The 20,720-nt window shown below is 69.9% G+C and carries 18 protein-coding genes; 7 read left to right on the forward strand and 11 right to left on the reverse strand.

Going from position 1 to position 20,720, the window contains the following annotated elements; all coding sequences use genetic code 11:
• Positions 1-158: 158 nt before the first annotated feature.
• Positions 159-764 (forward strand): rhomboid family intramembrane serine protease, encoded by a 606-nt coding sequence (locus ACTWQF_RS05345; RefSeq protein ID WP_443277439.1) that lies wholly within the window; start codon positions 159-161, stop codon positions 762-764.
• A gap of 36 nt (positions 765-800) precedes the next feature.
• Here ACTWQF_RS05345 and mqnP read toward each other — a convergent pair whose 3' ends face one another.
• Both mqnP and ACTWQF_RS05355 read right to left on the reverse strand, forming a co-directional pair.
• The gene (gene mqnP, locus ACTWQF_RS05350; RefSeq protein ID WP_443277441.1) at positions 801-1,724 is read right to left on the reverse strand and encodes a menaquinone biosynthesis prenyltransferase MqnP; all 924 of its coding nucleotides are present in this window, start codon (positions 1,722-1,724) and stop codon (positions 801-803) included.
• A gap of 112 nt (positions 1,725-1,836) precedes the next feature.
• Positions 1,837-3,288 (reverse strand): menaquinone biosynthesis decarboxylase, encoded by a 1,452-nt coding sequence (locus tag ACTWQF_RS05355; protein ID WP_443277443.1) that lies wholly within the window; start codon positions 3,286-3,288, stop codon positions 1,837-1,839.
• Between the two features lie 143 nt (positions 3,289-3,431).
• On the opposite strand from ACTWQF_RS05355, the gene ACTWQF_RS05360 reads away from it, so the two are divergent.
• Positions 3,432-3,911, forward strand: a complete 480-nt coding sequence (locus tag ACTWQF_RS05360) for a PLDc N-terminal domain-containing protein (RefSeq protein WP_443277445.1) — start codon at positions 3,432-3,434, stop codon at positions 3,909-3,911.
• 192 nt (positions 3,912-4,103) lie between these two features.
• On the opposite strand, the gene ACTWQF_RS05365 is transcribed toward ACTWQF_RS05360, so the two are convergent.
• The 7 genes from ACTWQF_RS05365 to hemL form a co-directional block, all read right to left on the reverse strand.
• Complete coding sequence (locus ACTWQF_RS05365; protein ID WP_443277447.1) at positions 4,104-4,694, reverse strand: hypothetical protein; 591 nt, start codon at positions 4,692-4,694, stop codon at positions 4,104-4,106.
• A gap of 60 nt (positions 4,695-4,754) precedes the next feature.
• Complete coding sequence (gene ccsB / locus ACTWQF_RS05370; RefSeq protein ID WP_443277449.1) at positions 4,755-5,873, reverse strand: c-type cytochrome biogenesis protein CcsB; 1,119 nt, start codon at positions 5,871-5,873, stop codon at positions 4,755-4,757.
• Complete coding sequence (resB, locus tag ACTWQF_RS05375) at positions 5,870-7,633, reverse strand: cytochrome c biogenesis protein ResB (protein ID WP_443277450.1); 1,764 nt, start codon at positions 7,631-7,633, stop codon at positions 5,870-5,872. Before resB ends, ccsB begins: the two co-directional genes overlap by 4 nt.
• A gap of 3 nt (positions 7,634-7,636) precedes the next feature.
• Positions 7,637-8,449 (reverse strand): cytochrome c biogenesis CcdA family protein, encoded by an 813-nt coding sequence (locus tag ACTWQF_RS05380; RefSeq protein WP_443277452.1) that lies wholly within the window; start codon positions 8,447-8,449, stop codon positions 7,637-7,639.
• Positions 8,450-8,456: 7 nt separating this feature from the next.
• Positions 8,457-9,059 carry a TlpA family protein disulfide reductase gene (locus ACTWQF_RS05385; protein ID WP_443277453.1) on the reverse strand — a complete coding sequence of 201 codons (603 nt, stop codon included), beginning with the start codon at positions 9,057-9,059 and terminating at the stop codon, positions 8,457-8,459.
• 90 nt (positions 9,060-9,149) lie between these two features.
• Positions 9,150-9,806, reverse strand: coding sequence for a histidine phosphatase family protein (locus ACTWQF_RS05390; protein ID WP_443277592.1), 657 nt, complete (start codon positions 9,804-9,806; stop codon positions 9,150-9,152).
• 86 nt (positions 9,807-9,892) lie between these two features.
• Entirely contained in the window at positions 9,893-11,221 is a 1,329-nt protein-coding gene (hemL, locus tag ACTWQF_RS05395) for a glutamate-1-semialdehyde 2,1-aminomutase (RefSeq protein WP_443277455.1), read from the reverse strand.
• Positions 11,222-11,357: 136 nt separating this feature from the next.
• Here hemL and ACTWQF_RS05400 point away from each other — a divergent pair, with 136 nt between their 5' ends.
• Entirely contained in the window at positions 11,358-12,101 is a 744-nt protein-coding gene (locus ACTWQF_RS05400; RefSeq protein WP_443277457.1) for a hypothetical protein, read from the forward strand.
• A gap of 36 nt (positions 12,102-12,137) precedes the next feature.
• A complete protein-coding gene (locus ACTWQF_RS05405; protein WP_443277459.1) occupies positions 12,138-13,073 on the forward strand; it encodes a DUF389 domain-containing protein in 936 nt (311 codons plus the stop codon).
• Between the two features lie 131 nt (positions 13,074-13,204).
• On the opposite strand, the gene ACTWQF_RS05410 is transcribed toward ACTWQF_RS05405, so the two are convergent.
• Positions 13,205-14,983, reverse strand: coding sequence for a BCCT family transporter (locus tag ACTWQF_RS05410; protein ID WP_443277460.1), 1,779 nt, complete (start codon positions 14,981-14,983; stop codon positions 13,205-13,207).
• Between the two features lie 502 nt (positions 14,984-15,485).
• On the opposite strand from ACTWQF_RS05410, the gene ACTWQF_RS05415 reads away from it, so the two are divergent.
• From ACTWQF_RS05415 to ACTWQF_RS05425, 3 genes are all read left to right on the forward strand, one after another.
• On the forward strand, positions 15,486-16,400 hold the full coding sequence (locus tag ACTWQF_RS05415; RefSeq protein WP_443277462.1) for a hypothetical protein: 915 nt from the start codon (positions 15,486-15,488) through the stop codon (positions 16,398-16,400).
• A 193-nt stretch (positions 16,401-16,593) separates the two neighbouring features.
• Positions 16,594-17,310 (forward strand): DUF3558 domain-containing protein, encoded by a 717-nt coding sequence (locus tag ACTWQF_RS05420; RefSeq protein ID WP_443277464.1) that lies wholly within the window; start codon positions 16,594-16,596, stop codon positions 17,308-17,310.
• A 152-nt stretch (positions 17,311-17,462) separates the two neighbouring features.
• A complete protein-coding gene (locus ACTWQF_RS05425) occupies positions 17,463-18,905 on the forward strand; it encodes a DUF2637 domain-containing protein (RefSeq protein WP_443277466.1) in 1,443 nt (480 codons plus the stop codon).
• Between the two features lie 12 nt (positions 18,906-18,917).
• Here ACTWQF_RS05425 and lysS read toward each other — a convergent pair whose 3' ends face one another.
• A complete protein-coding gene (lysS, locus tag ACTWQF_RS05430) occupies positions 18,918-20,657 on the reverse strand; it encodes a lysine--tRNA ligase (RefSeq protein WP_443277467.1) in 1,740 nt (579 codons plus the stop codon).
• Positions 20,658-20,720: the final 63 nt, after the last annotated feature.

Here is a 20,720-nt window from a genome sequence, read left to right on the forward strand (position 1 = left end):
CGGGGAACTGCGCGACCAGCCACGACAAACCCGCAGTCCGCACACTCCGCCCAGGGGCACCCCCTGCCCGGCACATCGGGAACCCTCAGCACACCTTTCGCCGTTATAGAACGTGACGGGGTACGTCCTGCGGGGGGACGCCCCGCGAGGGAGGCAGCATGGCGAACGGCTCAGGCGGCTCGGGCGGCGCCAAGGCGATGGCGGCCGGGAAGCTCATCGTCGGCTGGGTGGCGCTGCTGTGGGTGCTGGAGGCGGTGGACCAGGCGTCGGGCAACGCCCTGGACACCTTCGGCATACAGCCCCGCCGCACCGGTGAACTGGTCGATGTGATCCCCAGCGCCTTCATGCACTTCGGCTTCGAGCATCTGATAGCCAACACGCTGCCCCTGCTGATCCTCGGCTTCCTGGCGGCGCTGCGCGGGGTGGGGCGCTTCCTCGCCGTCGCCGCGATCATCGTCGCGGTCAGCGGCCTCGGTGTCTGGCTGATCGCCCCGGCGAACAGCAACACCGCCGGTGCCTCCGGACTGATCTTCGGCCTCTTCGGCTATCTGCTGGCCCGCGGCTTCGTGGACCGCCGGATCACCGATGTCGCCCTGGGCACGGTCGTCGCCGTCTTCTACGGCTCCATCCTGTGGGGCGTCCTGCCCACCGAGTCCGGCGTCTCCTGGCAGGGCCACCTCTTCGGCCTGATAGGCGGCGTCCTCGCCGCCCGCCTCACCGCCGAGCCCCGCGCCCTGACCGAGGGCAAGCCGGCCTGGCACTGACAGCCGCCGCCGGCCCGTTGCGCGGCGGCGGGCTGCTCAGACGCCGAACCCTCGCACCACCAGGTCGAGCAGGGCGCACCCGAACAGGGCGATGCCGATGAAGCTGTTGACCTGGAAGAAGGCGCGGTTGAGGCGGGACAGATCGTGGGGGCGGACGATGGTGTGCTCGTAGACGAAGGCAGCCGCGACGATCAGCAGCCCCAGCCAGAAGAAGGCGCCGGCGTGGGTGAGCAGACCGAAGGCGACCAGCAGTGCCACCGTGATCAGGTGCGCAACGCGGGTGGCGTACAGGGCCGCGGCGGTGCCGAAGCGGGCGGGTACTGACCTGACGCCGTTGGCGCGGTCGGCCGTCACGTCCTGGCAGGCGTAGATCAGGTCGAAGCCGCCGATCCAGATGCCCACGGCCAGACCGAGGACGACGGCGTGCCACGACCAGGCGCCGGTGACGGCGATCCACGCACCGGTGGGCCCGATGGCCTGCGCGAGCCCCAGGATGGCGTGCGGGTAGGTGGTGAAGCGCTTCCCGTACGGATAGACCACCATCGGGAGGATGGCGAGCGGCGCCAGAGCCAGGCACAGCGGATTGAGCAGCGCTGCGGCGCCCAGGAAGACCACGAGGGCGACCACGGCCCCTGTCCAGGCCGTACGGACGGACACCGCGCCGGTGACCAGCTCCCGCTCCGCGGTGCGCGGGTTCCGGGCGTCGATCTCGCGGTCGATGATCCGGTTGGCGGCCATGGCGAACGTCCGCATTCCCACCATGGCGACGGTCACCAGGAACAGCTGCCACCAGTGGACGCTGCGGCTGTCGCGGAACATCGCCGTGAGCGCTGCGATGTAGGCGAACGGCAGCGCGAAGACCGAGTGCTCGATGACGACGAGGCGGAGGAAAGCCCGCACCCGGCCGATATCCGCACCCGGGCCGGGCCCGAGCACCCCCTCAGCTGTGCTGCCGCTCACTGCATATCTCCGTTCGCTTCTCCGCTCCCGCGGCAGCCTGCGGAGATCGTCGTCGTCTGCAGCGCGGCAGCCGCAGTAACTCCCCCAGCCTCCGGCCGGTGGTACCCCCAGCTCACAGGCCATACTCCTTCCAGCGGCGGCTCACCAGGTCGGCCACCCGCGGATCCGACTCGATCATCTCCGGCCAGCCGCCGTCGCGCGTGTAGCCCTCCTCGGGCAGCTTCCGGGTGGCGTCGATGCCTGCCTTGCCGCCCCAGAACTGCTGGTAGGAGGCGTGGTCGAGATGGTCGACGGGACCCTCGACCACCGTGAGGTCGCGCGCGTAGTCGACGTTGCCCAGCGCCCGCCAGGAGACCTCGTGCAGGTTCCGCACGTCACAGTCCTTGTCCACGACGACGATGAGCTTGGTCAGCGACATCATGTGCGCGCCCCAGATGGCGTGCATGACCTTCTGCGCGTGCTTGGGGTACCGCTTGTCGATGGCGACGATCGCGCAGTTGTGGAAGCCGCCCGACTCGGGCAGGTGGTAGTCGACGATGTCCGGCACGATGATCTTCAGCAGCGGCAGGAAGAACCGTTCGGTGGCCCGGCCCAGCGGCCCGTCCTCGGTCGGCGGGCGGCCCACCACGATGGACTGGAGCAGCGGTCGCTTCCGCGTCGTGACGCAGTCGATGGTCAGCGCGGGGAAGGGCTCCTGCGGCGTGTAGAAGCCGGTGTGGTCGCCGAACGGGCCCTCCGGCCGCATCTCGCCCGGCTCCAGCCACCCTTCCAGTACGACCTCGGCGGCGGCGGGCACCTGGAGCGGGACGGTCCTGCAGTCCACCATCTCCACCCGCTTGCCCTGCAGGAAGCCCGCCAGCAGATATTCGTCGATGTCCGCGGGGAGCGGCGCGGTGGAGGCGTAGGTGACGGCGGGCGGGCAGCCGAAGGCGATGGCGACGGGCAGCTTCTCACCACGCCGCGCCGCGACCTGGTAGTGGTTGCGGCTGTCCTTGTGGATCTGCCAGTGCATCCCGATGGTGCGGCGGTCGTGCCGCTGAAGCCGGTAGAGGCCCAGGTTCCGTACGCCGGTGTCGGGGTCCTTGGTGTGGGTGAGGCCCAGATTGAAGAACGAGCCGCCGTCCTCGGGCCAGGTGAACAGCGCGGGCAGCCGGTCCAGGTCGACCTCGTCACCCTGCTGGACGACTTCGTGGACGGGCGCGTCCTTGACCTTCTTCGGCGGTACGTGCGCCATCGCACCGAGCTTCCCGAACGCCTCCCGGAAGCCCACGAAGCCCTGCGGCAGCTCCGGCTTGAGCAGGCCGCCGATCTTCTCGCTGATCTCGTCGTACGAGGACAGGCCGAGCGCCTTGAGGAGGCGGCGGTCGGTGCCGTAGACGTTCATGGCCAGCGGCATGTCCGAGCCTTTGACGTTCTCGAACAGCAGCGCGGGGCCGCCCGCCTTGTTCACCCGGTCGACGAGCTCCCCGACCTCGAGGTGCGGATCGACCTCGGCCTTGACCCGGACGAGGTCGCGGTCACGCTCCAGGGCTCGCAGGAGCGAGCGGAGATCGTCGTATGCCATACGCCTCAGTATCCTCCCTGATGTCCGCGCCCTGAGCGCCGGGGGTTTGGCTCGGGCCATTACGCTGACTCCGTGGGGTTCCGCGCGCCGGGCCCCCACCCCGCATCCGTCCGGCGGCATCTCGCACCCAGGGGGCGTTCCGCGTGATCATCAGGCTCCTGCCCTTTCTCCTGATCCTCGCCCTGTGGATCTACGCCTTCATCGACTGCCTGAACACCCCGGAGAACGAGGTGCGCAAGCTGCCGAAGGTGTTGTGGGTCATCATCATCCTGCTGTTCGGGCAGGTCCTGCTGGGCCCCATCGCCTGGTTCGTGGTGGGCCGTCCCCGCCGGAACGCGCCCTATGGCGCGGTACGCGCCAACGAGCGCCGCTGGGTTGCCCCGGATGACAACCCGGACTTCCTCAAGTCGCTGGGCCAGTCCCCTGCGGAGCCTCCTGCGGAGCCCTCCGCGGGAGGGAGCGAGCCGCCGAAGAACGCGGAGCCGCAGGATGATGCGGAGCCGCGCAATGCGGAGCCGCCGAAGGACGCGGAGCCCCCTCTCGCAGAGCCCCCTCGCGCAGAGCCCTCTCACGCTGACCGCCCGGACGAGGAGCTGCGCAACCGCCGGGACCGCGACGAGTAATCTCGTTGCGAACTTGATCTCGCTGAGAACTTTTCTCGCCGCAGCGGCGTTCAGCCACGATGGCGAGAGTCCGGCGGAATTGTCGACGGGCTCAGGCCGTCGCCCATGTCGCCGGACACTGTCTCGCCGTGGCGTATCGCCGTTGCGGCGAGAAGGGGGAAGCGGCGAGAGAGGCAAGCCGCGAGAAAGGCGTCAGCGGCGAGAGGTGCTGTACTCCGCACGCAGCGCGGTGAACCGATCCGGGGTCCAGGTGGACCAGTCCGTCGGGTGGCCCCGCAATTCCTCGGCGAGCAGTTCGAAGTGCTGGTGCCAGCCCGCGAGGACGTCGAGCACCCACTCCGTGTCACCCGTGAAGTCGTTGCGGAAGCGGACGCGGGTGCAGTCGTCGTCGAGGGAGCCCCGCAAGGTGAAGCCGAAGGAGCCGCGCCCGTCGACCGTGTACTCGGCGAGCCGCCGGCGCGACCAGGCGGTGATCCGCCCGGGCGCGGCGAAGCCCTCAGCGGAGACGGGGCCGCCCTCGTCGAGGGAGCCCGCAGGGCCGCGGTTCAGCCAGCGCAGCGTCACCGCTCCGCCGGGGCCCGGCTCGAACGGGTCGGCGGCGGCCAGCCAGCCCCGCAGCCCCGCGGGGGTGGCGACCGCCGCCCAGACGCTCTCCAGTGGATGCGGGTACGACAGCTCGAAGCCGACCGTGTGCGCCGCACCGTCCGCGCTGCTGCGCGCGGTCCCGTACGGGATGTCGTAGGGCAGGGAGGCCACGGTCCCAGGCCGGCTTTCGGTGCTCATAGCTCCGCCTTGCCTTCGTCCGGCACGCCGGAGAGAGCGGGCCCCCTCGGGATGGGCCCCTCAGACTCCCGCGTACGAGTGCTTGCCGTTGAAGAAGATGTTGACGCCGTAGTAGTTGAACAGGAAGCAGGCGAAGGCGAGCAGTGCGAGGTATGCCGCCTTACGGCCCTTCCAGCCCGCTGTGGCACGCGCGTGCAGGTAGCAAGCGTAGGCGACCCAGGTGATGAACGACCAGACCTCCTTCGGGTCCCAGCCCCAGTAGCGGCCCCAGGCGTCGCCCGCCCAGATGGCGCCCGCGACGATGGTGAAGGTCCAGAAAGGGAAGACGGTCGCGTTGATCCGGTAGGCGAACTTGTCCAGCGAGTTCGCCGAGGGCAGCCGCTCCATGATCGAGGAGAGCACGTTCCCGGGCTTGTCACCGCGCAGCAGCTTCGTCTCGTACGCGTCCCGGAACAGGTAGAGCAGGGAGCCGACGAAGCCGAGGTAGAGCAGCGCGCCGCAGATGATGGCGAGCGAGACGTGGATCCACAGCCAGTACGAGTGGAGCGCCGGGACGAGCTGGTCGCTGTCGGTGTACAGCACGGTGACGGCCAGGCCCAGGTCCAGCAGGACGGTGGTGACCAGCGGCAGCCCGATCCAGCGGACGTTCTTCTTCGCCGCCAGGAAGCCCAGGTAGGCGCCGACGGCGACCATCGAGAAGGCCGTCGAGAACTCGTACATGTTGCCCCAGGGGGCGCGCTGCACGGACAGCGAACGGGTCAGCACCCCGCCGGAGTGCAGCAGGAAGGACAGTACGGTGAGCGAGACCGCGATCCGCCCGTACATATCGCCCTGCTCGTCGCCGGCCGCGGCCCCGGGGCCGTCGGGCAGATCGCCGCGGCGACCGCTGCTGGAGCGGGTGACGATCTTCGGCGGTGCGGGCTTCTCCAGCACCGCCGTGCCGCCGCCCTCCTCCTTGGTCCGCACGGAGACGCCGGACTCCTGGGCCGGGACGGCCCCTTCCGCCGCGGGCTTCTTCGTCAGCGCGGCAGCTGTACGGGCCACCTTGCTGCGGGAGCCGAACGTCCACTCGGCGATGTACGCGAAGAAGGCCAGCACATAGACGGCCATCGCCGAATAGATCAGATAGTTGCTGATCTGGGCGAGCTGCTCGTTGGGTTCGGCTGCGAGGAGGTTCACTTGCCTGCTCCTTCGGGGGCTTCAGCAGGATCGGCGGTGTCCGGGGATGCGACGGGGGCCGCGTCTTGCATGTCGGTGGCCAAGAAGGCGAGTTCGTCGGGCAGGCGGGCCGACTCGCTGCGGCCGAGCCCGGCCAGCTCGACGACCGTACGCCCGTCGTCCGCCGCGTAGGCCCGCACCCACACCCTGCGGCGCTGGATGAACAGCGAGCCCGCGAGCCCCGCGATGGCGGTGAGGGCACCGCCCAGTGCCCAGTCGTTGCCGACCTGGTGGGAGACCTGGAAGTTCGCCCACTGCTTGACGCCGTCGAACTTGAGGCTGCCGGCCCCGTTCGGGAGGGTCATGGTGTCGCCGGGGGTGAGCTTCTTGGCGAAGGGGCTGCCGTCCTTGTCCTTGAACTTGGTCATGTTCTCGGTGTCCAGCTGGTACACGTTCTGGGCCGGCCCGCCGTCGACGCCCAGGTTGCCGTGGTAGGCGGTCAGGAACATCGCCGGGTTCTTCAGGCTGGGCGACTGGGAGAACATGGTGCCGCTGTGCGGCTCGAAGTCGGGGACGAAGAAGCCCTGGAAGCCGAGCTGGTCCTTGCGGCCCTTGGCGTCCAGGTAGTCGGTGACCTTCACCACGCCGCTGGAGGTCTGGTTGTTGTCCTGCTGGAGGAAGGGCACCGGGCCGCGGTAGGCGATGTTGCCCTTGCCGTCCTTGACGGTGACCGCGGGGGCGTAGCCGTTGGCGATCAGGTAGACCTTGGAGGAGCCGATCTGCAGCGGGTGGTTCACCTTGATCGAGGTGCTCTTCTCCTTGCCGCTCGCGCCCTCGGTGTAGGCGACGTCGGCGCGGTAGTCGCGTGCGGTGCCCTTGTTGGGGCCGCTCTCCTCGTAGGTGGCGTGGAACTTCTTCAGCCGGAAGCCGAAGGGGTCGAGCATGTCGGCGCTGAAGAGCGAGCCGGACCGGAAGTCGTCGTACTGCGTCAGGACGTTGGAGAACCCGTCGCCCTGCACGATCAGTTTGCGGCCCTCCGACTTGAACAGCTGCCCGGAGGCGAAGGCCAGCAGCAGCACGATCAGCGCGATGTGGAAGAGCAGATTGCCCACCTCGCGCAGATAGCCCTTCTCGGAGGCGACGGCATCCGAACGGCTTGTGCCGTCGCCGTCCTGGTGCGTACGGAACCGCCTGCGCTTCAGCAGCGAGCGAGCGGCGTCGAGCACCTGCTCCGGCTCGGCGTCGGTGCGCCAGGTCGCGTAGACCGGCATCCGGTCCAGCCGGCGCGGGGCGCGCGGCGGCCGGGAGCGCAGCTGGCCGATGAACTGCCAGGTACGCGGCACGATGCAGCCGACCAGCGAGATGAACAGCAGGATGTAGATCGCCGAGAACCAGACCGACGTATAGACGTCGAAGAGCTGGAGCTTGTCGTAGAGCGGCGAGAGGGTGGTGTGCTCCTCGCGGAACCGCTCGACCTTGAGGGCGTCGACGGGTGTCTGCGGGATGACCGAGCCGGGGATGGCACCCAGCGACAGCAGGAAGAGCAGGATCAGCGCCACCCGCATCGAGGTGAGCTGCCGCCAGAACCAGCGCAGCCAGCCCAGCGGACCGAGCGAGGGAACGTTCAGCTTCTCCTCGCTGGGAGCCGTGGAGAGCTGGGCCGTGGCCTCACGCTCGCCCGCGGCCTCGGTCGCGTTACCGGCGCCGTCGGGCCCGGTCGCGTCACCGGCCTCGTCGGCTGCCGCCTCGGCGGTGCCCTTGCCGGTACCGGTCGTGCTCATGGATCAGATCCCCACCGTGAAGTCGGACGACCAGACCGTGATCTCGTAGACGATCCGGTCCCAGATGCCTGTGACGAGCAGCACGCCGACCGCGACGAGCATCCCGCCGCCGATCCGCATGACCCACGCGTAGTGCTGCTTCACCCAGCCGAAGGCGCCCAGCGCCCGCCGGAAGGCGATCGCGGCGACGACGAACGGCACCCCCAGGCCCAGGCAGTAGGCCACCGTCAGCAGTGCGCCCCGCCCCGCGCTCGCCTGGTTCGAGGAGAGCGTGAGAACAGCGGCGAGCGTGGGCCCGATGCACGGCGTCCAGCCGATGCCGAAGAGCACGCCGAGCATCGGCGCGCCGGCCAGCCCTATCGCGGGTCGTTTGTGGATACGCAGCTCGCGCTGGGTGAAGCGGGTCAGCGGTCCCAGCGCCCCCATGAAGGCGAGCCCGAGCAGGATCGTCAGGCCGCCCATCACCCGGGAGATGAGGGCGCGGTTCTCCTGGAGGGTGGAGCCGAAACCGCCGAAGAGGGCGCCGCCGGAGACGAACACGGCGGTGAAGCCGAGTACGAACAGTCCCGCGCCCAGGAACATCCGACCCCGCCGCGCCTCGGCCAGGTCGGTGCCGCTGACGCCGGTGACGTAGGAGAGGTAGCCGGGTACCAGCGGCAGCACGCACGGCGAGAAGAACGAGACCAGTCCGCCGAGCAGCGCGATGGGCAGCGCGAGCAGCAGGGCACCGTTGAGGACGGTGCCGTTCATCCCCGTTGCCGCCAGGGAGGACGTCGCCTGTGACGTCGCCAGGGAGGTCGCCGCGAGGGAGGTCATGGGGCGGTCACTTCGCGTCGGTCAGAGGGTCGAGCGCCGAGCGCAGCTCCTTCTCGTTCAGTTCCTTCAGGGCCCGCACCGCGACCTTGCCGTCCTTGTCCAGGATCAGGGTGGAGGGGATGGCCTGCGGGGAGAGGGTGTTCTTGGGGAACTTGAGGATGAGCTTGCCGCTGGGGTCGTAGAAGCTCGGGTAGTCGATCTCGTAGTTCCGCTCGAACGCCTTGGCGTTGGCCTTGTCCAGATCACGGGTGTTGATGCCGAGGAACTGGACGTCCTTGCCCTTGGTGTCCCGGGCGACCTTGGCGAGGTTGGGGGCTTCGGCGCGGCAGGGGCTGCACCACGAGCCCCAGACGTTCAGCACGACGACCTTGCCCTTGTAGTCGGAGAGCTTCAGCTTCTTCCCGTCGACCGAGGGACCTGACAGATCAGGCACCGAGGTGCGGTCGCCCTTGGAGACCTTGGTGATCTCGCCCGTACCCTTCACGAACTTGGTGTCGCCGGAGGACGAGCCGGTCTGCTCGCCGCCGCATGCGGACAGCAGCAGTGCGCCGGCGGCGACCCCGGCGGCCAGCAGGGTGGTGCGGCGGCGGGAGGCGCGGGTCTGGCTCATGTGAAAAGTTTCGCATGCCCCCTTTGAGGGATCTTCCGCGCCCCCTCCCCCATGCCCGTGCGAGGGCTGCGCCCTGCAATAAAGCGGGCGTCAGGCCCCTGCCCCGCGGTTTCGGGCGCCGCTGCCCTTCGGGCGCTTGGCGCCCGCACGCAGATGCGCCGGCACCAGATCGCGGGCCGGTTCGGAGTAGCCGACGGAGACGATGCGGTCGCCGAGAAAGGTGAAGCTCGTCAGCGAGGCGAGCGTGCACTGGCGGCTCCGCGGGTCGTGCCACAGCCTGCGGCGCTCGACGAAGCTGCGCAGGATCCAGATGGGCAGCTGGTGGCTGACGCAGACGGCCTCGTGCCCGAACGCCGCGTCCTTGGCGCTCTCGATCGCGCCCCGCATCCGTACGACCTGCTCGATGTACGGCTCGCCCCAGGACGGCCGGAAGGGGTTGCGCAGATGACGCCAGTTCTCCGGCCTGCGCAGGGCGCCGTCGCCGACGCCGAAGGTCTTGCCCTGGAAGACGTTCCCCGCCTCGATCAGCCGCTCGTCGGTATCGACGTCCAGGCCGTGCAGCTTGGCGATCGGCGCCGCGGTCTCCTGCGCGCGCTCCAGCGGGGAAGCGACGACGTGAGTGATGTCACGCCGCTCCAGGTGCTCGGCGACCCGGTCGGCCATCCGGCCGCCGAGCTCGGAGAGGTGATATCCGGCCAGCCGTCCGTAGAGGATGCCCTCGGGGTTCTCGACCTCGCCGTGCCGCATCACATGGACGACGGTGACGGTCTTGTCGTCCGCGCGGGCCCCGGCCCCGGCCTCGGGCGCCACTCCGTCGATGTCGATGTTCCCGCTCACGCCGGCACCGCCTCGGCGGCGGCACGGGCCGCGGCGGGCAGTGCCTCGGCGATGCGCTCGATGGCGCGCTCGTCGTGCGCTGCGGAGACGAACCACGCCTCGAAGCCGGAGGGCGGCAGATAGACGCCCTGGGAGAGCATCGAGTGGAAGAACGCGGTGAAGCGGAAGGACTCCTGCTGCTTGGCCGCCGCGTAGTCGGTGACCCCCGCGTCGCCGAAGTCCCCGAAGAACACGGAGAACATGCTGCCCGCCGTCTGCACCGTGTGCGCCACGCCCTCCTTGTTCAGCGCCTCGGTGGCCAGCTGCCGCACCTGCCGGGCCGCGGCGTCCACCACCGCGTGCGCGGCGAAGTCGTCGGCGGCCAGCAGCCGCAGCTGGGCCAGCCCGGCGGCGGTGGCGACCGGGTTCCCGGACAGGGTGCCCGCCTGGTAGACGGGGCCCGCGGGCGCGAGGTGGTCCATGACGTCCTTGCGGCCGCCGAACGCCGCCGCCGGGAAGCCGCCGCCCATGACCTTGCCGAAGGTCATCAGATCGGGGATCACCCCGTCGATGCCGTACCAGCCGCGCGCGCTCGCGCGGAAGCCTGTCATCACCTCGTCGGAGATGAAGAGCGCGCCGTCCGCCCGGCACAGGTCCTTCAGCCCCTGGTTGAAGCCGTCGCGCGGCGGGACGATGCCCATGTTGCCCGGCGACGCCTCGGTGATCACACAGGCGATCTCGCGGGGGTGCGCCGCGAACGCCGCACGGACTGCGTCCAGATCGTTATACGGCAGCACGATGGTGTCGCCCGCCTGCGCCCCGGTGACCCCCGGGGTGTCCGGCAGACCCAGCGTGGCGACCCCGGATCCGGCCGCGGCGAGCAGCGCGTCCACGTGCCCGTGGTAGCACCCGGCGAACTTGACGACCTTGGAACGGCCGGTGAAACCGCGCGCCAGACGGATCGCCGACATGGTCGCCTCGGTGCCGGAGGAGACGAGTCGTACCTGCTCAACGGGGTCGATACGGCGCACGATCTCCTCGGCGAGCGCCACCTCGTCCTCGACGGGCGTACCGAAGGAGGTGCCGCGCTCGACGGCCTTGCGCACGGCATCCGTCACCTCGGGGTGCGCATGGCCGAGGATCATCGGCCCCCAGGAGCAGACCAGGTCGACGTACTCCCTGCCGTCCGCGTCCGTGAGGTAGGGACCGGAACCGGACACCATGAACCGGGGCGTACCGCCCACGCCGCGGAAGGCGCGGACCGGAGAGTTCACGCCTCCTGGCGTCACGGCGGCGGCGCGGTCGAAGAGCGACTGCGATACTGGGGCGCTGTACGAGTAAGTCACGAAAGCCATGGTGTCAGAGCCCCGTGCGCGGGGGCCTGGGGGCGTTTCACAGTCCGCGGGACGGGGAGGTCTCTGACACGATGATCGGGCCGCACGGGGACGGCTGTGCGGCCCGGATGAGCAGTCGGGTGGTGACATGCATCGCGGTGGCGGACTGGGAGAGGGGCCCGGCCCCTCGGAGACTGGCCCGAAGCGAGCCCAGGGGCGCCACAGGCGCACTGCGGCCGAGAGCGGAACCACGGCGGGGAGCGGCGCGAACAGCGGCACGGCCGACGGGGGAACGGCAGGCGGCGGTGCCGCGTCCGAGAGCGGGACGGCCGGCAGCACCACGAGCGGCGGCGCGACGAGCGGCGGCACCACGCGCGGCAGCGGCCTCGTGCGGGGCGGCGGCCTCGCGGGCATCGGTAGCACGGCGAAGACCAGGAGCGGCAGGGGTGGCGGCCGAGTGGGGGTGACCTACAAGTACTTCGGGGCACCGGACGGTGCCACGGCCGCGCGCGTCCCCATCTCGATGCGCCCCGAGGAGCTGGGCGGGGACGAGCTGGGCCAGGGCATGTTCACCAAGATCAAGCCCGAGACGATGGCGGCGATGGTGCTGACGGGGATCGAGGGGATACCGCTGCACCGCGTTCCGCCGCTCGAACTCGTCGTCCTGCACCCGGACTACGCGGTGGTGAAGCTTCCGATGACGGTCGTGGACCCGCTGCGCGGCATCGGTGAGGAGACGGTGGGCGCCGCGGCCTTCATCTGGTCCACGGTTCCCGACCGCTCCGGCCCGCAGGACGCCTTCAACGTCTACCAACTCCTGCACCGCTGGCAGGACTTCTCCGACCGCCTCCACGAAGCGGGCCATCAGGCGTACTGCCTGGTCTGGCCGTAGCACTGCACAGCGCGTCACAGCGCTACGCTGCGCGCCATGCTGCACCTGCGGATCATCGTTCCTCAAGGCCGTACCACCGAGGTCACATCCCTCTTGGAGAAGACCGTGGGCACCACCCATCTCGTGGTGCTGGAGGGCGCGGCCCGCGACCCGGTCGGCGACCTCGTCATGTGCGACGTCGCCCGCGAGGCGGGGGACGAACTCCTGCGTGAGCTGCGCGAGATGAGGCTGCCCGAGCACGGCGCCATTTCCGTGGAGGACATCGATCTGTCCCTCTCGGCCCGCGCCGATCTCGCCGAGGAGCTGGCGCCGGGCGAGGGCGTGGACGCGGTGCTGTGGGAGTCGCTGAGCGAGGCCACGCACGAGGAGTCGCGGCTGACGCTCACCTACCTCACGTTCCTGACCGTCGCGACGATGCTCGCGGCGTGCGGCGTGCTGATCGACAGCGCCATCTTGATCGTCGGCGCGATGGTCGTCGGGCCGGAGTTCGGCCCGCTGGCGGGCGTGTGCACGGGCCTCGTACGGCGGGCGCCACGACTGCTGTGGCGGTCCCTGACGGCCCTGCTGGTGGGCTTCCCGGTGGCGATGCTGCTGACGGGGGGCTTCAGCGTGGTGCTGGACGCGCTCGGCATCTTCTCGTACGAGAAATTCTCCAACCCGCATCCGATGACGGCCTTCATCTGGAAGCCGGACCCGATGTCGTTCGTCGTGGCGCTCCTCGCGGGGGTCGCCGGGATCGTCTCGCTGACCTCTTCGAAGTCCGGCGCCCTCGTCGGGGTCGCCATCTCGGTCACGACCGTGCCGGCCGCGGCCAACGCGGCGGTGGCGCTCAGCTACGGCAACCTGGAGGAGACGGGCGGCTCGTTCCTCCAGCTGTTGGTGAACCTCGCCGGAATCGTGCTGGCGGGGACGCTCACCCTGCTGGGCCAGAAGCTGTTCTGGGCGCACAAGCGCCGCGTTCGCACGAGCTGAGACGGCGGATTTCCGCACAACGTACGACGGCCCCACACCGTACGACGGCCCCACGACATACGACGGGCGTCCCGCCACCTGCTGTGCGGTGGCGGGACGCCCGTCGTACATGGTCCGGGCGGACCCGAGGGTCAGGGCCTGCTGCTGCCCAACTCTCCGCCGTCCGAGCCGCCGGAGTCGTCCGCCGCCACCACGGCGTCGGCGCAGGCCTGGGCGACCTCCGCGTCCAGCACCTCGGCCTCCAGCTTCGGCGCGTCGGGATCGACCGGGCCGATCTGGAACTCGAACTCGCCGCCGTACTGCTCGTGGGCCGCGACGACCGCGCTGCCCACGGCCTCCTCGCCCCGCTCGGTGCGGATGATCAGCGGGTCCCGGCGCAGGTCTCGGGTGAGCGCGATGCACAGCCCGATCATCACGACCGTGAACGGCACCGCCACCAGGATGGTGAGGTTCTTCAGCCCCTCCAGGGCTTCGTCACCACCACCGCCGATCATCAGCATGACCGCGCCGACGCCACCCGTGAGGACACCCCAGACGACGACGACGCCCCGGCTGGGCTCCAGCGTGCCCTTCTGCGAGAGCGTGCCCATCACGATCGAGGCGGCGTCAGCTCCGGAGACGAAGAAGATGCCGACCAGGATCATCACGATGAGGCCGGTGACGCTGGCGATCGGGTAGTGGTCGAGCACGTTGAACAGCTGGGCCTCCGCGGTGTCGCCCAGCTTCGCGCCGTCGGACGCCAGCTTCATGGAGGTACCGCCGAAGATCGAGAACCAGATGAGGCTCACGACGCTGGGGACCAGGATCACACCGCCGACGAACTGACGGATGGTGCGGCCCCGGCTGATGCGGGCGATGAACATGCCGACGAACGGCGTCCAGGAGATCCACCACGCCCAGTAGAAGACCGTCCAGCCCGAGAGCCACTCCGCGACGCCCTTGCCGCTGCTGGAGTCGGTGCGGCCGATCATCTGGGGCAGGTCCCCCAGGAAGCTGCCGACCGAGGTCGGCACCATGTTGAGCATCAGGATCGTCGGGCCGGCCACGAACAGGAACAGCACCAGGAGCCCGGCCAGCACCATGTTGATGTTGGACAGCCACTGGACGCCCTTCTCCACCCCGGAGACGGCCGAGAACACGAAGGCCACCGTCAGCACGGCGATGATGCTGACCAGCACACCGGTGCCGACCTTGTTCGCCCAGCCGGCCTGCTCCATACCGCTGCCGATCTGGAGCGCGCCCAGGCCCAGCGAGGCGGCGGAGCCGAACAGCGTCGCGAAGATCGCCAGGATGTCGATGACCTTGCCGATGCCGCCGTTGGCCGCCTTCTCACCGATGAGCGGGGTGAAGACCGCGCTGATCGTCTGTCGCCGCCCCCGGCGGAAGCAGCTGTAGGCGATGGCCAGTCCCACGACCGCGTAGATCGCCCACGGGTGCAGCGTCCAGTGGAAGAGCGTGGTGGCCAGCGAGGTCTCCATGCGGGCCGCATCGTTGCCCGGGTTGGTTCCGGGCGGCGGGGCGCCGAAGTGGCTCAGCGGCTCGCTCACTCCGTAGAACATCAGCCCGATGCCCATGCCCGCGCTGAACATCATCGCGATCCAGGAGACCGTCTTGAACTCCGGCTCCTCCCCCTCCTTGCCGAGGGTGATCTTGCCGTAACGGCTGAAGGCCAGCCACAGCGAGAAGATCACGAAGCCGCTGGCGGCGAGCACGAAGGCCCAGCCTCCGTTGTGCATCGTCCAGCTCAGCATCTCGGACGAGACGTCCGCCAGGGAGTCCGTCGCGACCGCGCCCCATATGACGAAGGCGAGCGTGAGGAGCGCCGTGACGCCGAACACGAGCCGGTCGGTCTGCGGACCCCGGGTCAGTCCCCCGCTGGAGGCTGGTGCCTCCTCTGTCTCAGGTTTCACGTTTGTCTATTGCCCTTCCTCCGGTGGACGTGCGGCCCACTCACTCACGCAGCATTTCCGACATGGATTCGGGGGGCCGCTACCCGGCTTGCAGCAAAGTAATCCGGCCGAAAGACACTCCTCGGAGCTCGATTCCTTCGCTCAACTACACCCTGCTTCAGGCACGTTGACCGCCCCACAGGCGTGATCGCCACAGCGAGTGACCAGCAGAACGCGGTAAGCCTAGGGCCACCTCCGACCCGTGGCGCCCCCCTGGACGAGAACAGCAACGGTCGTTGTAGATCCGGTACATGACACGGGCGGGCCGGGACAGGGGAGAGCCGAATAAGAGGCGAAAGGGAAAAGCCTGACTTTGTGCACCATAGAGGCCGGGTAACCGGACGTTCCGGCGGCGGGTGCGATAGACATGTGCCGTCGCCCCGTCGGCGGAACGCTTCCCGGGCGTATTCCGACCGGACGACCCGGACGACCCGGACGACGACCCCGAACGAGGAGGCCAGCCGTGCCGCGGAGGGCAAAGAGGTATGCGAAGCGCGGGGCACTCGCCTCGTACGCGACCAACGCCACGCTGGCCCTCGCGCTGACCGGAGCACTCACCGGAGCCCTCGCCGCCTGCACCGGCTCCGCGGGCACCGGCGACGACGAGGACGGCAAACCGGGCAGCGCCTCCGCCTCCGCCTCGGCCCCGGCGCCCGGCAAGTACGACAGCCTCCCCGAACCGTGCGGCACGGTCGGCGTCGGCCAGCTCCGCGAGATGCTCCCCGGCGCCGCCGCGGCCGAGGACGACGACACCGCGGCGCCCAGTGCCGGCGCCGGCCCGTACGAGGGCGAGTCGAGCGTCACCTACGACACCGACCGGCGCGTGGGGTGCCGCTGGAAGAGCGCCACCACGCTCAGCACCCGCCATCTGTCCGTCGACTTCGAGCGGGTGGTCTCCTACGACCCGGCCGTCAGCGACGACGAGCAGGCCGAGCGGCTGTACAACAAGAAGGCCCGCAAGGCGGGCATCGCCCCCGCCCCCGGCGGATCCGGCTCCGCCTCCGGCAAGTCGACGGGGAAGACACCCGACGGAGATACCTCCCCCACCGACAAAAAGGGCAGTTCGGGTGATCGGGACGGCTCCGATGGTTCGGAAGACGACACCGAGGACAGCCCCTCCCCCACCCCGGACGAGGATCTGGCCCCCCGCTCCCTGGACGACGTCGGTGACGCCGCCTACATCGACGACGAACTGCACACCGCGGACTCCGGCCTGCACCGGGACATCACCCTGGTCTTCCGTACGGCCAACGTGATCGCCACCGTCGAGTACGACCAGTGGGTGACCGACAAACACCGCATCCCGGACAGCGATGAACTCCAGGAGAAGGCGCGCGAGCTCGCCGGGCAGCTCGCCGGGCGCTTCGAGGAGGACTGACCCAGGACCTGACCCGAGGACCTGACCCGAGGAGCGGTCCCGCACTGTGGCAAGTCCCACCTGTGGGCAGTCCCACGCTGTGGAAGGTGCCACGAAACGCCCACACCACCCCAGGCGCCGCGTACCGTTCCGTCAGCACCGCGGCCACTCCCGGCTCGGCACAACTGGTGAAGACCCCGGAAGCGAAGGAACCATGCACCGAAACGCCCCGCGCAACGCCCCTCGACGGAGCAAGACCGTCAGGAACACGCTCGCCTGTGCGGCAGTGGCGCTCCCCGTCCTGCTGGTCGCCGGCTGCTCCTCGGACTCGGACCAGGACAAGGAGTCCGACTCCCCCTCGGCCTCCGCGAGCAAGTCCCCCACCGTGGCGCCCGCGAAGTTCAAGGAGCTGCCCGACTCGTGCAAGAGTCTCGGCAAGAAGACCGTGAAGGACCTGGTTGCCGGCACGAAGAACGCCTCGGGCAAGCGCGTCGGCTCCGGTGACACCAACGACTCCAACAGCTGCCTGTGGAGCGGTCTGGACAAGTACGACTACCGGCAGCTCACGCTCTCCCTGAAGCGCTTCGACTCCGACCCGGCGATCGGCTCCGGCGACAAGCGCGCCGCGGACTACGTCAAGCTCCAGGCCGACGAGAAGACCAGCAACAAGGACAACAGGAACATCAAGGAGTCCGAGGTCTCCGGCATCGGCGACCAGGCGAGCTCCCTCGGGTACGAGACCAAGAAGACGGACACCAAGGGCAAAGCGGAGGAATACCGCGCCGAGCGCCTGATCGCCCGTACCGCCAACGTCGTGATCACCGTCGACTACGAGGGTGCCGGCTTCGAGAGCGCCAAGAAGCCCAGCGCCGACGAGATGAAGAAGAAGGCCGAGAAGGCGGCCAAGGAAGCGGTCACTCAGATCAAGTAACCGCCGCCACCCGCTGCCACCAGCGGCGCCGTACGCACCGGAGCCCGGCCCTCGCCCGAGGGCCGGGCTCCGCGCATGCCCGCACGGCAAAAAGTGCCGCACATTTGTGCCAGGCTGGGCCCGCCAGTTTCCGAGGGTGGGGGACAACTCCTGTGCAGGGCGTACAACTGACCCGAATACACCGCATACTCATCGCCGTTGTGGTCGCCGGCGCGCTGGTGATCGCGGCGATCGGCTTCGCGGGCTCCTACGCGGCGGTCCGCGAGCTGGCCGAACGGAAGGGCTTCGGCGCATTCGCCCCGTTCTTCCCCATCGGCGTGGACGCGGGCATCGTCGTACTGCTCGCCCTCGACCTGCTGCTGACCTGGATCCGCATCCCCTTCCCGCTGCTGCGCCAGACCGCCTGGCTGCTGACGGCCGCCACCATCGCCTTCAACGGCGCCGCCGCCTGGCCCGACCCCCTCGGCGTGGGCATGCACGCGGTGATCCCGGTGCTCTTCGTCGTCACCGTAGAGGCCGCCCGCCACGCCGCGGGACGGGTGGCGGACATCACCGCCGACAAACACATGGAAGGCGTACGCCTCTCCCGCTGGCTGCTGGCCTTCCCCTCCACCTTCCGGCTGTGGCGACGCATGAAGCTGTGGGAACTGCGCAACTACGACGACGTCATCCGCATGGAACAGGACCGCCTCGTCTACGAAACCAGACTGCGCGCCCAGTACGGCCGCTCCTGGCGCCGCAAAGCCCCCGTCGAGGCACTCATGCCCCTCAAGCTCACCCGCTACGGAGTACCGCTGCACCGGACGGCGCCACAGGCGACCACGCTGCCCGAGCCGGCGCCGATGCCCTTCGCGGAGCCGACCGCCGTTCCGGGCCATGAAGTGTCCGGTCGTGAAGTGTCCGGCCACGAGCTGGCCCCCCGCGAGAACCCGCCCGGCCCCGGTGCGGAACCGGCCCACGAGCACGTGCCGACCCCCGAGCAGGTGCCGGCCCCCGAACCGGTGACCGCGCCCGCACCGGAGACCGCACAGGCACCAGAACACGCGCAGGCGTCAGAGACCACGCAGGCGCCGGAGACCACGCAGGCACCGGAGACCGCCCCGGCGCCGGAACGCGTGCCCGAACCGGAGGCCGTACAGGCGCCGGAGCCCCCTCCCGCGCCCGCTGCCGAGCCCGCACCGCAGCCCGCCACCGAGTTCCCCGTGCCCGTGGCCCCCGGCCGCTACCGCACTCTGGCCAACCCGGCGCCGGTCCGCGAGCAGCAGGAGCTCTTCGTCGAACCCGGCCCCTTCCCGGCGGGCCCGGAGGCCGAACCGGAGGTGGCCGGACCGGAGTACGCGGAGGCGCCGGATCTCGGCGACGAGCCGATCGGCATCCCCGACGGAGTGCCGCGCGAGGAGTTCTACTTCTCGGCGTACCGTCAGTACGTCGCCTCTCACGGCGAGTTCCCGACGGCACGCCTCCTCTCCCGCACCCTGTACGAGGGCTTCGGGGTGACCTCGGCGGACGGCAGCCTGCTGAGCGAGACGTATCTGCGCGGCTATATGCGGGAGTTCAAGGACCGCTACAACACCGAGATGGGCCTCGCGGGCTGAAGCAGTCCGCGCTCAGGCGCCCAGCAGCTTGCGGACGCGGTCGGCGCCCACCGCCAGCAGCAGCGTGGGCAGCCGGGGGCCCGTCTCGCGGCCGACCAGCAGGCGGTACAGCAGGGCGAAGAACCCGCGCTGTGCCACCTTCAGCTCCGCGGTGGGCTTGGCGTCCGGCGCGAGACCGGCCCGCACCTTGGGCACGCCGTACACCAGCGAGGTCAGCCCCTCCAGCGACCAGTGCTCGTCCAGCCCGTCGAGCAGCAGCCGCAGCGACTCGCGCTGCTCCTCGTCCAGCGAGGCCAGCAACTCGGTGTCGGGGTCCTCGCGGACGCGGGTGCGCTGGTCGGCCGGGACCTGGGTGTTGATCCAGCGCTGTGCGCGGTCCAGCCGCGGGCGGACCTCGTCCAGGGAGTGCACCGGGTGCTCCGGGTCCAGCTCGCTGAGGATGCGCAGGGTCTGCTCCTCGTGGCCGCCGGTGATGTCGGTGACCGAGGCGAGCGTGCGGTACGGCAGCGGGCGCGGCGTGATCGGCAGCGGGCCCAGCGCGGTGGACGAGGCACGGGTGTGCGCGGCGATGTCGGCGGGCTGCGCCGAGCCGTCGGCGATCTTGCGGCCGAGCGCGTCCCACTCGTCGTAGGTGCGCTGGATCTCCTGGTCGAAGGCGACCTTGAACGCCTGGTTCGGCTTGCGCCGGGCGTACATCCAGCGCAGCAGCGGCGCCTCCATGATCTGGAGTGCGTCGGCGGGAGTGGGCACGCCGCCCTTGGAGGAGGACATCTTCGCCATCCCGCTGATGCCCACGAAGGCGTACATCGGGCCGATGGGCTGCTCGCCGCCGAAGATCTCCTTCACCAGCTGCCCGCCGACGACGAACGACGAGCCGGGCGACTGGTGGTCGACGCCGGACGGCTCGAAGACGACGCCCTCGTACGCCCAGCGCATCGGCCAGTCGACCTTCCACACCAGCTTGCCGTGGTGGAAGTCGCGCAGCACCACCGTCTCGCCGTGCCCGCACTGGCAGGTGTAGGACAGCTCGGTGGTCTCGTCGTCGTACGCCGTGACGGTGGTCAGGTCACGCCCGCAGGCGGTGCAGTAGGGCTTGTACGGGTAGTACGCGGAGCCCGCGCCGGCGCCCGAGCCGTCGTCCTCGGCGGCGGCGCCCGAGCCCTCGGCGGCCTGGACCTCGGCCTCGTCGGTGGGCTGCTGCTTCTGCTGCTTCTTGCCGCCCTTCGCGCCCTTCTCCAGCGTCCGGTAGCGGTCGAGCACGGCGTCGATACGGGCGCGCTCGCGCATCGCGAAGAGGATCTGGTCGCGGTAGACGCCCGAGGTGTACTGCTCGGTCTGGCTGATGCCCCGGTACTGCACGCCCAGCTCCAGCAGGGACGCCTCCATGGCGGCCTTGAAGTGCTCGGCCCAGCTGGCGTACGGGCTGCCGGTCGGCGCGGGCACGGCGGTCAGCGGGCGGCCGATGTGCTCGTTCCAGGACTCGTCGACGCCCTCGACACCGGCCGGGACCTTGCGGAACCTGTCGTAGTCGTCCCAGGACAGGATGTGTTCGCACGCGGTGCCCCGGCGCTTGATCTCGTCGGCGACCAGGTGCGGCACCATCACCTCACGCAGGTTGCCCAGGTGGATCGGCCCTGAGGGGCTCAGCCCGGACGCGCAGACCACTGTTTTCAGACCGCGACGTTCCGCCTCTGCGATGACCTCATCGGCGATACGGGAGACCCAGTCGGCCTCGTGGGTGGTCTGAGCCACGTCCGGCACTTCCTTCTCGTTCTTCTCGGGGGACTCTTCAAGCCTGCGGGCCCATTGTCCCAC

This window comes from Streptomyces sp. 8N114 (assembly GCF_052245835.1).
Taxonomy (GTDB): Bacteria; Actinomycetota; Actinomycetes; order Streptomycetales; family Streptomycetaceae; genus Streptomyces.

Bases quoted from the DNA above. Each gene is read 5' to 3' on its own strand.
- resB (WP_443277450.1), bottom strand. From the start codon at position 7,633: ATGAGCACGACCGGTACCGGCAAGGGCACCGCCGAGGCGGCAGCCGAC.
- ACTWQF_RS05420 (WP_443277464.1), top strand. From the start codon at position 16,594: ATGCACCGAAACGCCCCGCGCAACGCCCCTCGACGGAGCAAGACCGTC.
- ACTWQF_RS05390 (WP_443277592.1), bottom strand. From the start codon at position 9,806: ATGCGGCACGGCGAGGTCGAGAACCCCGAGGGCATCCTCTACGGACGG.
- ACTWQF_RS05355 (WP_443277443.1), bottom strand. From the start codon at position 3,288: ATGGCATACGACGATCTCCGCTCGCTCCTGCGAGCCCTGGAGCGTGAC.
- ACTWQF_RS05365 (WP_443277447.1), bottom strand. From the start codon at position 4,694: ATGAGCACCGAAAGCCGGCCTGGGACCGTGGCCTCCCTGCCCTACGAC.
- ACTWQF_RS05405 (WP_443277459.1), top strand. From the start codon at position 12,138: ATGCTGCACCTGCGGATCATCGTTCCTCAAGGCCGTACCACCGAGGTC.
- ACTWQF_RS05400 (WP_443277457.1), top strand. From the start codon at position 11,358: ATGCATCGCGGTGGCGGACTGGGAGAGGGGCCCGGCCCCTCGGAGACT.
- ACTWQF_RS05385 (WP_443277453.1), bottom strand. From the start codon at position 9,059: ATGAGCCAGACCCGCGCCTCCCGCCGCCGCACCACCCTGCTGGCCGCC.
- ACTWQF_RS05345 (WP_443277439.1), top strand. From the start codon at position 159: ATGGCGAACGGCTCAGGCGGCTCGGGCGGCGCCAAGGCGATGGCGGCC.
- ACTWQF_RS05380 (WP_443277452.1), bottom strand. From the start codon at position 8,449: ATGACCTCCCTCGCGGCGACCTCCCTGGCGACGTCACAGGCGACGTCC.